The organism is Kaistella sp. (assembly GCF_041824135.1).
Taxonomy (GTDB): domain Bacteria; phylum Bacteroidota; class Bacteroidia; order Flavobacteriales; family Weeksellaceae; genus Kaistella.
Genome location: NZ_JBGZYM010000026.1, coordinates 23580 through 33699, shown reverse-complemented (window position 1 = coordinate 33699; position 10120 = coordinate 23580). Strand labels below are relative to the sequence as shown.

Here is a 10120-nt window from a genome sequence, read left to right as displayed (position 1 = left end):
TAACACAAATCTATTATATAACATTAAACAATTTAAAAGATGAACTATTCAAAGATCACAACAGCAGCCTTAGCGCTAACACTAACAATCGGTTTTGCAACACAGTCTTGTGCACCGATGAACAACATGGCTCAAGAAAAAACCGTCATGGTTGGTGGAGCGCCAATGTATCCAACAAAAAATATCGTTGAAAACGCGGTAAATTCTAAAGACCACACTACTTTAGTTGCTGCTGTAAAAGCTGCCGGATTGGTAGAAACTTTAGCTAGTGCAGGACCATTCACGGTTTTCGCTCCAACAAATGCAGCTTTCGATAAATTGCCTGCAGGAACGGTAGGTACTTTAGTGAAACCAGAAAACAAAGCAATGCTTACAAACATTCTTACTTATCACGTTGTTCCAGGAAAAATTTCTGGTATGGATTTGATGAACTGGATCAAAAAGAATGATGGAAAATACATGGCCACAACAGTTCAGGGAGAAGAATTAACATTCTGGATGAAAGGTCAAAAATTATATGTTACAGATGCAAAAAATAATTCAGCCCAGATTACTATTGCAGATGTTAACCAGTTAAATGGCGTAATTCATGTGATCGACACGGTTTTAATGCCATAGTTTCATAGTTTTATTTTTTAATGGAGTCACCTGAATTTCGGTTTAGGTGACTTTTTTTGTACTCAATTTTTTGAACTTTGAGTTCCTATTTTTTATATCTTTAATCCTTGAAAAAATAATATTGTACTATTTTAAATCTATTTAATATGAAAAAATTATTCGCAACAGCTTTATTATCATGCTCTCTTTTGGGATTTTCTCAATTTAATGTTCCTATTGCAAGCCCTAAACAAAAAGTTGAACAGCAATTCTCAATGACCAAAATTTCTGTTGAATACGGCAGACCAGGAGTTAAGGGTAGAAAAGTATTTGGTGAGTTAGTTCCCTTCGGAAAGGTTTGGCGTGCCGGAGCGAATTCTGCAACAAAGGTTACGTTTGAACAAAATGTCAACATTGGCGGCAAAGACGTAATCTCTGGTTCTTACGCACTTTTCGTTATTCCAATGGAAAAAGAATGGAAAGTAATGTTGAATAAAGATGCCAATCAATGGGGCGCTTATACTTATGACGAAAAATTGAACGTAGCTGAATTTACGGTTCCCGTTCAAAAATTAAGTGATAAACAAGAGTGGTTCGAGATCTCCGTTAATCCGGTTGATATTCATTCTGCAGAAATGCTGATCAAATGGGATATGACGAAAGTTGCAATTCCGATCAAAGAATGGAAACCTGAAATGGTTGCGAAAATCATCGACAAACTCAATGAGATCAAGCAGATTGAAAAAGATGCTGCTCCTAAAAAATAATTGTAAAGTGAACTTCGGTTCACTTTTTTTGTGTTATCATAATTTTTTATTTGGGCGTCTTGATCCGTCTTCCATTCCCGCTTTTTTGCTCCACTTTGTTTCGCAAAAAGAGCTCCATTCAAGCCGGGACGCAAGATCCTGACTCATTATAAAAATTTGTTCTCTTCGCTAATAACGGCCTTTAGTGACGAAATGTTTTTAAAATTCACCATTCACCATTCACCATGCTCACTTTGTTTATCATCTCTCATCTATAAGCGAAGCGATCTTTGGTCTTTTAATAAATACTTGTCAATTTTTCGGTTGCAGAATAAGTTCGTCTAATGTATTTTTGATTTAAATTTACAACATGCAACTTTCAGCCGACATTATGTATCAAGCGTCATTCGACAATAATCCTGATTTCGAAGGAGTATTCTGGATGGGTGTAAAAACCACCGGAATTTTTTGTCGACCAACATGTACCGCGAGAAAACCTAAACGGGAAAATGTAGAATTTTTTCCAACTGCAAAAGAGGCTATTCTGAAAGGATATCGTCCGTGTAAAGTTTGTAAACCCTTAGAAAATCCTGATGAAACGCCGGAATATATTCAAAATATCCTGGAAGAATTACGATTGGATCCTTCTTTAAAATTCAAAGATTTTGATCTGGTGGAGCGTGGAGTAGAACCAGCCACGGTGAGAAGGTGGTTTCAGAAAAACCATGGAATGACCTTTCATGCGTTTCAAAGAATGTTTCGTTTGAATACTGCGTTTAAGAAAATTCAACAGGGTGAAAACATTATGGAAACAGCTTATGACAGTGGTTTCGAAAGTCTTAGTGGTTTTAATGATAGTTTCAAATCGATATTTGGAGTTTCGCCAAAAAATTCAAAAGACCAACGGATCATTGATTTAAAAAGAATCGAAACTCCGATCGGAACAATGTATGCCGCAGCGGTGGAAGAAGGAATCTGCATGTTGGAATTCACAGACCGTAAAATGTTGGAAACCGAATTCAAAGATTTAGCAAAATCATTGAATGCTACCATCGTTCAAGGTGAAAACCCGCATTTTAAAACTTTAGAAAAAGAACTCGCCGAATATTTCGCCGGAAATAGAACAGAATTCACCGTTAAGCTTTCCCCTGTCGGAACAGAATTTCAAAAGAGTGTTTGGAAAGTTTTATTGAAAATTCCGTACGGCGAAACCTGGAATTATAAAAAACAATCTGAAGTTTTAGGTGATTTAAAAAAAGTCCGCGCTGTAGCGAACGCTAATGGAATGAATAAAATCTCGATCCTCATTCCTTGTCATCGCGTGATTGGAAGTAACGGAACATTAACTGGCTATGGTGGCGGAATCTGGCGCAAACAAAAACTATTAGAATTGGAGAAAGCTATTCTTTTTTAATTTTAAAAATTATATTTGTGGATCAGGAAGATTTAAAAAATATTGCCACAATTTGGTTCAAAGCATTCAACGAACATGATTTAGAAAAATTGTTGGAATTGTATGATGACAACGCCAAACATTTTAGTCCAAAATTGAAAGTGCGCGAACCTCAAACAAACGGTTTGATCGAAGGTAAAGAGGCTTTAAGAAATTGGTGGCACGATTGTTTTGAACGATTACCAACATTACACTATCAGGTCAACAAATTAACCGCCGATTCTGAACAGGTTTTTATGGAATACACCCGTAAGGTAGAAGGTGAAGATAATATGGAAATCGGGGAAGTTCTTCAAATAACTGATGGTAAAATCGTTTTCTCCAAAGTTTATCACGGTTAATTTTTTTCTACAATTTTTTTGTAGATAAGTCTAGGTCTCCCGCAGATTTAACAGATTTTGAGGATTTTTTGTAGTGTTTTTATTACATAAATCTACCAAATTGGCAGCAGAAAATTAATGAATTAATTTATAGAGTAGCCAAAACTATTTTTATCTTTGAAAAAACATCACCAATGAACTTCTCTATTCAACCAACTTTAGAAAACGGAAACATCCAATTAATTCCTTTACAGGAAAGTGATTTTGAAAGATTATTTTCGGTTGCAGCTGACCCGGAAGTTTGGTCCATGCATCCGAATAAAGAAAGATATAAAAGAGAGGTTTTTCAAAACTTTTTTAAAGGAGCAGTTGAAAGTAATGGAGCTTTTTTAATTATTGATAAAAACTCCAACGAAGTTTTAGGAAGCACCCGTTTCTATGATTACAACGATGAAGAGAAAAGTATATTTATTGGCTACACTTTTTATGGAACCAAATCCTGGGGGAAAAATATTAATGCAAGTGTCAAAAAAATGATGCTGGATTATATTTTTCAGTTCGTTGACAAGGTAATTTTCCATGTTGGGAAAGATAACATCCGTTCGGTAAAAGCCATGAATAAACTAGGCGCTGAGAATTTGGGAGAAGAAGAAGTGGCCTATTTTGGAGAGGCCTCAAAAATGAACGTCGTTTTTCAAATCAAAAAAGAAGACTGGAGATTGAAGCAGAATTTGCATTAGTATTTTTTTTTTGAACTAAAATTTACAAATTAAAAGTGATGATTAAAGTCGGAACAGCAGTACAATGGAAATGGGGAAGTGGCATCGCAACGGGAAAAGTTATTGAAGTCTTTACTCAAGATATTACCAAGACCATCAAGGGTTCAGCCATTACCAGAAAAGCAACTCCTGAAAATAAAGTATTTTATATCGAACAGGAAGATGGTGATAAAGTCTTAAAAAGTGCATCAGAAATTGAGCGAGCAGAATAGATTTAATTCGAGCAAACATCCGCCTTTTATTCTTTCTCTAATTTTTTAATCAAATTAATGGCTCTCGTCCATTTTTGATAAATTTCAATCGGTTTCGGATAATCAGGAATATCAAATTCCCAGGGAATGAGCACTTCAACATTGTTTTTATCACTCAATTCAGCAATCCATTTTCTGATATAATCCTGCGAATTGTATTTATTCGACTGATGCACGGGATTGGTATAATAAATCTCAAACGCCTGCATATGCCAATTCATCCAGTTGGAGCTCAAGTCATAATCGATTAATTTACTTTCAAAATAAGCCGCGCCCCAAGTCCAGTCGATTTTTAAATCATGCACGAAATAACTGGCGCAATTAACGCGTCCGCGATTGCTCATGTATCCGGTTTTATTTAATTGTCTCATGTGAGCGTCTATAAAAGGAATTCCAGTTGTTCCCGCACACCATTTTTTAAATTTCTCCGGATCATTTTCAAACGCTATATCCTTGTTCTTGTAACCTGTGGTTTTAAAAATTTGATCACCAAAACGCATTTCTTTGAAGGTGAAATAATCCCGCCAAACCAATTCAAATATCAGCCACCACGTGCTTTGATTCTTTTTGATCAATTGCTCATATTCTTTTACGAATTCAAAAATGGTACGGGGAGAAATACATCCTAACGCTAAATATGGAGATAATTTAGAACTATAGTCCAAACCTTCAGATCTGTTTCTGGACCAGCGATAACCAGTTAACAATTCAGATTTGAAAGTGTAGTACTGAAGTCTTTCTAAGGCCAAAGTTTCACCACCTTCCAAAAAAGGAGCGGCCTCATCGTATTCTTTCTTTTTGAATCCATAATTTTTGTAAGAAGGAAATTTGGTGCTTATCGCATCTTTACAACCCTTTAATTTTTCCGGTGTTTCGAAAGTTTTTCTTGGCTCCGATTCCTGTGCAGCCGGAATTCTATACGCTTTGCTCGTCAACGGAATAGATTCAATTTGAAACGGAATATCATTTTTATGATACAGCGTTTTTCCCCAAAAATAATGGAAATTAATGGCTGGCAATTGGTCTTTCAGGTCTGTGATTACATTAAGTTCTTCACTTGCATATTCTTCTTCTGCATAAATGTCGGTGAGCTCAAATTTTTTAATTAGATCAGGAATAGCGGAAGTCGCTGATTCATCAAAAATGATTAAATGTCCACCTAGTCCTTCTAAATGTTGTTTCAGATCATTGACTGATTGCTCTAAAAATTTCAACCTGTTGATATCCGCTTTTTTGAAACCTAAGTCCAATTTTTTAAAATGTAAAGGATCAACGCAGTAACAAAATAGAAGCTCGTCACATTCTAATAATGCTTTGGAAAGTGCTTCATTATCATGCAACCGCAAATCATTTTTGAACCAAACTAAACCGCGCTTTATCATATTTGAAAATTATTTGATTTTATGAATTCTGACCGCATATAAAATTGTTAATAAGGCGACACCAACATCGGCGAAATAACTTGCCACATTATCGCCAATCCTCCAGTTCCCAGAATTAGGACAACACCTTTCACGATAAAAGCCATCCTAATATTCTACCAAAGAATCGCTTTTTTTACACCCAGACTTTTTAATTTCTTAATGGTCAATTTTGCATCTTCGTTAATATTGTCTGCTACCGTAAAATCTGTGTTGACTTCACCGACCTATTTCTGGATTGCTGCAACAATCGGGTGCGAACTTTTTTGAACAACATTTAGGTTTCAAATTTAATACCACGATTATTGATAAATCTGTAAAATAGAAGCGAAATTTACGTTTATTACATAACATAGAATATAAAATTTCTTTATTGCCAATTATCTCAATTAAAGTTTAGCTTTTATGTATGTTTGTAAAAAACATACTGAATGGGATTTTATAACTTCTACAATTTACTTTTAGTCATTTTACTTATCGTAATATTGGTTAAAGTCAATCGATATGCTAGAGATTCAAAGAATAACCTTAAAAGTTTAGAGGATAAAATAGACCGACTGCAAAAATTCATTTCAGAGCAAAAAAGGCCAGTTTCTAATTCTGCAATAGTTACTGAAAAAATAAGAGAGGACGTTTTACCAAATGTCGAAGAACCGTTTGGAGAAATTGTTCCGACGATCATTCCTATTCAGGAAAGTAGTATTCCAGAAGAGAACATCCCAAAAATTAAGCCCGAAAATTATTCTGATGAAGAAGAATTTACCGTTGTTGATGAAAAACTTTCCAGCACCGTTCACTTTACAAACGATATTCATCCAGTTGAAACGATAACGGAAGAAGACCAAAAAAGAAAATATGTTGAACCAAAAAAACCTTGGCTACAGAAGTTCAAAGATGAGAACCCCGATATCGAAAAGTTTATTGGTGAGAACTTGATCAATAAAATCGGTATTCTTATTTTGGTTTTAGGGATCAGTTTCTTTGTGAAATATGCCATCGATAAAAACTGGATCAACGAACCAGCGCGAGTCGGAATAGGAATATTGGCCGGAGCAATTGTATTAGGAGTTGCGCATCGGTTAAAAGCCAATTATAAAGCGTTCAGCTCCGTGTTTGTTGCAGGTGCTTTTGCTGTTTTCTACTTTACAATTGGCATCGCTTTTCAAGAATATCATTTGTTCAGTCAAACCGTTGCATTTGTAATAATGGTTGTAATTACGATTTTCAGTTCTTTTATTTCGGTTTCTTATGATCGACAAGAACTCGGCGTAATGACTTTGATTGCAGGTTTTTCGGTGCCATTTATGGTCAGTACTGGAGAAGGAAATTACCTGGTGCTCTTCACTTATATTGCGATTTTAAATATCGGAATGTTGCTCATTTCCTACTATAAAAAATGGAATATTGTAAACATTTTAGCATTCGTATTCACCTGTATCCTATACCTCGGTTGGTGGACTAATATTACTGCGCCAGCAAAAGTGCCACATCTTGGCGCCTTCATTTTTGCCACCTTATTTTATCTCATTTTCAGCATCGCTACCGTGATTAATAACCTTAGAAGCGTAGGTGCTTTCTCCAAGATACAGTACTTTTTGATTGTTGCAAATACCTTCTTTTTCTTTGGAATTGGACTGGCAATTATTAGTGATTGGGGACTTCCGATCAAAGGTTTATTTACCGTTGCTTTAGCGATATATAATCTAATATTTGCAACTGTTTTGTACCGTAGATTTGGCCTTAATAAAAATACAGTTTACTTATTGGTTGGACTTACACTAACATTTGCAACGTTAACAATTCCAATTCAATTTAATGGAAACTACATTACGCTATTTTGGGCTTGTGAAGCGGTACTTTTATTTTGGTTGGCCAAGAAATCGAAAATTGATGTTTTCAAATGGAGCGCCGCAATTGTGCAGGGTTTAATGCTTGTAAGTTTGATGATGGATTGGGGAAATCATTATTTCAATATTAAAGATTCTGGAGATTTAATTCATCCTATATTTTTGGTTGGAATTGTAGCAATCGTTTCGCTATTTTACACCTATTATTTGTTGAAAAACGATAGAGAAATAACGAGCTTTTTCGGATTTAAATTCAATCCTAATATCTATCGGAAAGCCCTATTTATGATCGGCATTGTGATTTCCTATTTTGTGGGAATTTTAGAAACGTATTACCTCGCTACAATTTATAACGGAAATTCTTCTTCTGTAACATCCTACACTGCAGGTTTCCATTATTTATTTTCAATCGTGTTGATTTACTTTACGTTTAAAAAAGATGCTATACTGTTGAAAAAAGCAACTGCAGCCTTGGGAATCTTTAATGTAGTTCTGTTTATCTTCTTGTTTGGCAATTTACCGATACAGGAAATGAATGATTATCCATTTAATCCTGTAAAAAACTTTTCTGCTTATTTAATGCATTTCGTAATACTATTCAGTGTAGTTTACTTCCTTTATCTGTTGGTTAAAAAAACACTACACCAACCCATTTTTGCGGAGTTGAAAACGAAGTATGCGCTATGGATCTTGGCTTTTGTCGTCGTAGTAATTTTAAGTCAGGAATTAATTATTCATAGTGTATTTTTTAATAGTGGAATCAGTGCGGAAAAATGGTCAACGCTTTCTATTAGGAACATAAATTCTGATTCTTATGCACTATTTCAAGATGAATTCTTTGCTACGATATACAAACTGAAGACTCAAATAGTCAAAGTTGGATTCCCAATTCTTTGGGGCGTCATTTCTTTCGTATTATTAATCATCGGTATTAAAAAAGATTGGAAACAATTGAGAATAATTGCTCTTAGTTTACTTGGGATTACGATCGCTAAACTGTTTTTGTATGACATTAATGATGCCTCAGAGACAGGGAAAATAATTGCCTTTATACTCTTGGGTGTTCTCATATTAATCATTTCATTTGTTTATCAGAAATTAAAAAAGTTAGTTTCCGATCAACCTAAAAATACCGAAGATGAAGAAGTTAAATAAGGTTTTGTTCTTATTGTTTGCAAGTTGGTGCACTGCGCAAAACTACACGGGAAATTTGCAACCAGTCGCCACAGATGGTTTAACTAAAATTGTGGTTGAGCCCAAATTAAGATCTGCCCTACAAAACAATTGGGATTATTTTAGAATCTTAGACATGAAAGGAAACGAAGTGCCTTACGCTTTGGATACCAGAACTATTTCTGGTACCGGAAGCGTCGTAAAAGATTTAAAAATTTTATCTAAAAGCAGTATTCCGAATGTTTCAACTTCGATTATCATTGCTAATGAAACTAAGGCAAAATTTGATCGTTTGACATTAACGATTGCAAATACACAAGTGGTGAAAACCTATTCGATTTCCGGTAGTGACGATCAAAACCAGTGGTATGGCTTAGTTAATAATGAAACTGTTGATGGTTTGTATAGTTCAACTGCCACAGAAGTGAAGCGGGATTTCAGCTTTCCATTGAATAATTATAAATTCTTGAGAATTGATTTTGTTGATAAAAAATCTTTGCCGATTCAGGTTTTGTCTGCCTTCGTAACAGTCAACCTGGATGCTCAAGATTTAGCTATGGTAGAATTAAGAGGTTTTAATCAAACCATTTCCCAAAACAAAAGCGAGAAAACGACTAGAATTGATTTGCATTTCAAAACCAAACAAGTCATCAACGGATTAAAATTCACTATTTTTGAGCCACAATTTTATCGAAGGAATGTCGAAATAGTGGTGAATAAAATTCGCTTAAAAAATCGAAAACAAGAGAACTATCGGGAATCTGTCACTAGTTTTCAACTGAATTCAAAAACGCAAAATCAATTTAGAATCAACGAGATTTTTGAAAAAAACATTACCATTGAAATTGAGAATCAAGATAGTTCACCTTTGGTAATTGATGAAATAAAGTTGTTACAAGAATCAGTAGCTCTTATTTCCGAACTCAAAGCTGGTGAGAAATATACAATCTTGGTTGATTCTACACTTTCAGCCCCAAAATATGATTTGTCGTATTTGGACGATATAATTCAAACTCCTTTATCCGAAACCCAAATTACTAATCTCGAGAAATACAATTCTAAGAACAAAGAAAAAACCGAAGATTTATTTTGGAAGACTCCGCTCTTTATGTGGATCTGTATTGGGTTCGCCTTAGTGGTGATCGCCTATTTTTCTAAAGGTTTATTAAAAGATTTGGGTAATAATCAATAGTTAGTCTAACCGTTATTTTCCACTGCAATCCTGAAATAGCTCAGCTCCATAATAAAATACAAATAGCCAGGCAATTCCCTTTACCGTAAAAAAGATAAGACCGCCAATTCCGACGCGCTTAAACCATTTTTTAAATTTGGAGTTTTTATCTTCTGGCTGTAAATTTTCCATGGAGTACTTTTTTCAAAATTAGTATATTTATTTTAGCCGTTCAAATTTTGGTCACCTAATAAATGTCAGTTTTAATTTGATACCTTAATTATGCTGTACATGGTATTTGTAGGATTGTTTTTTAATTTTCTGATTTCTTAAAAATTCCATAAAGTTCCTGTAAAATTTTT

Annotated in this window: 10 protein-coding genes; 8 read left to right on the top strand and 2 right to left on the bottom strand. The window is 34.6% G+C overall.

Features of this window, described 5'->3' with window-relative positions:
* Positions 1-39: 39 nt before the first annotated feature.
* The 6 genes from ACEYOS_RS02850 (at position 40) to ACEYOS_RS02825 (ending at position 4107) form a co-directional block, all read left to right on the top strand.
* The gene (locus ACEYOS_RS02850; protein ID WP_373797497.1) at positions 40-618 is read left to right on the top strand and encodes a fasciclin domain-containing protein; all 579 of its coding nucleotides are present in this window, start codon (positions 40-42) and stop codon (positions 616-618) included.
* Positions 619-764: 146 nt separating this feature from the next.
* Positions 765-1364: a DUF2911 domain-containing protein gene (locus ACEYOS_RS02845; RefSeq protein ID WP_373709544.1), complete on the top strand. Its 600-nt coding sequence runs from the start codon at positions 765-767 to the stop codon at positions 1362-1364.
* Between the two features lie 349 nt (positions 1365-1713).
* Positions 1714-2757, top strand: a complete 1044-nt coding sequence (locus ACEYOS_RS02840; protein ID WP_373709545.1) for a bifunctional transcriptional activator/DNA repair enzyme AdaA — start codon at positions 1714-1716, stop codon at positions 2755-2757.
* A 17-nt stretch (positions 2758-2774) separates the two neighbouring features.
* Entirely contained in the window at positions 2775-3137 is a 363-nt protein-coding gene (locus ACEYOS_RS02835) for a nuclear transport factor 2 family protein (RefSeq protein ID WP_373709546.1), read from the top strand.
* 173 nt (positions 3138-3310) lie between these two features.
* A complete protein-coding gene (locus tag ACEYOS_RS02830) occupies positions 3311-3856 on the top strand; it encodes a GNAT family N-acetyltransferase (RefSeq protein WP_373709547.1) in 546 nt (181 codons plus the stop codon).
* 38 nt (positions 3857-3894) lie between these two features.
* Positions 3895-4107: a DUF2945 domain-containing protein gene (locus ACEYOS_RS02825; protein WP_373709548.1), complete on the top strand. Its 213-nt coding sequence runs from the start codon at positions 3895-3897 to the stop codon at positions 4105-4107.
* A gap of 26 nt (positions 4108-4133) precedes the next feature.
* On the opposite strand, the gene ACEYOS_RS02820 is transcribed toward ACEYOS_RS02825, so the two are convergent.
* Positions 4134-5528 (bottom strand): DASH family cryptochrome, encoded by a 1395-nt coding sequence (locus ACEYOS_RS02820; protein ID WP_373709549.1) that lies wholly within the window; start codon positions 5526-5528, stop codon positions 4134-4136.
* A gap of 470 nt (positions 5529-5998) precedes the next feature.
* Here ACEYOS_RS02820 and ACEYOS_RS02815 point away from each other — a divergent pair, with 470 nt between their 5' ends.
* The gene (locus ACEYOS_RS02815) at positions 5999-8569 is read left to right on the top strand and encodes a DUF2339 domain-containing protein (protein WP_373709550.1); all 2571 of its coding nucleotides are present in this window, start codon (positions 5999-6001) and stop codon (positions 8567-8569) included.
* The gene (locus ACEYOS_RS02810) at positions 8553-9779 is read left to right on the top strand and encodes a hypothetical protein (RefSeq protein WP_373797496.1); all 1227 of its coding nucleotides are present in this window, start codon (positions 8553-8555) and stop codon (positions 9777-9779) included. Before ACEYOS_RS02815 ends, ACEYOS_RS02810 begins: the two co-directional genes overlap by 17 nt.
* 12 nt (positions 9780-9791) lie before the next feature.
* Here the strand turns inward: ACEYOS_RS02810 and ACEYOS_RS02805 are convergent, their stop codons facing one another.
* Positions 9792-9950: a hypothetical protein gene (locus tag ACEYOS_RS02805; RefSeq protein ID WP_193812361.1), complete on the bottom strand. Its 159-nt coding sequence runs from the start codon at positions 9948-9950 to the stop codon at positions 9792-9794.
* Between the last annotated feature and the right edge of the window lie 170 nt (positions 9951-10120).

What these genes read in the sequence shown, in the direction of transcription:
- ACEYOS_RS02815 (WP_373709550.1), top strand. Translation starts at nt 5,999, where the DNA reads ATGGGATTTTATAACTTCTACAATTTACTTTTAGTCATTTTACTTATC.
- ACEYOS_RS02825 (WP_373709548.1), top strand. Translation starts at nt 3,895, where the DNA reads ATGATTAAAGTCGGAACAGCAGTACAATGGAAATGGGGAAGTGGCATC.
- ACEYOS_RS02810 (WP_373797496.1), top strand. Translation starts at nt 8,553, where the DNA reads ATGAAGAAGTTAAATAAGGTTTTGTTCTTATTGTTTGCAAGTTGGTGC.
- ACEYOS_RS02840 (WP_373709545.1), top strand. Translation starts at nt 1,714, where the DNA reads ATGCAACTTTCAGCCGACATTATGTATCAAGCGTCATTCGACAATAAT.
- ACEYOS_RS02830 (WP_373709547.1), top strand. Translation starts at nt 3,311, where the DNA reads ATGAACTTCTCTATTCAACCAACTTTAGAAAACGGAAACATCCAATTA.
- ACEYOS_RS02845 (WP_373709544.1), top strand. Translation starts at nt 765, where the DNA reads ATGAAAAAATTATTCGCAACAGCTTTATTATCATGCTCTCTTTTGGGA.
- ACEYOS_RS02820 (WP_373709549.1), bottom strand. Translation starts at nt 5,528, where the DNA reads ATGATAAAGCGCGGTTTAGTTTGGTTCAAAAATGATTTGCGGTTGCAT.
- ACEYOS_RS02805 (WP_193812361.1), bottom strand. Translation starts at nt 9,950, where the DNA reads ATGGAAAATTTACAGCCAGAAGATAAAAACTCCAAATTTAAAAAATGG.
- ACEYOS_RS02850 (WP_373797497.1), top strand. Translation starts at nt 40, where the DNA reads ATGAACTATTCAAAGATCACAACAGCAGCCTTAGCGCTAACACTAACA.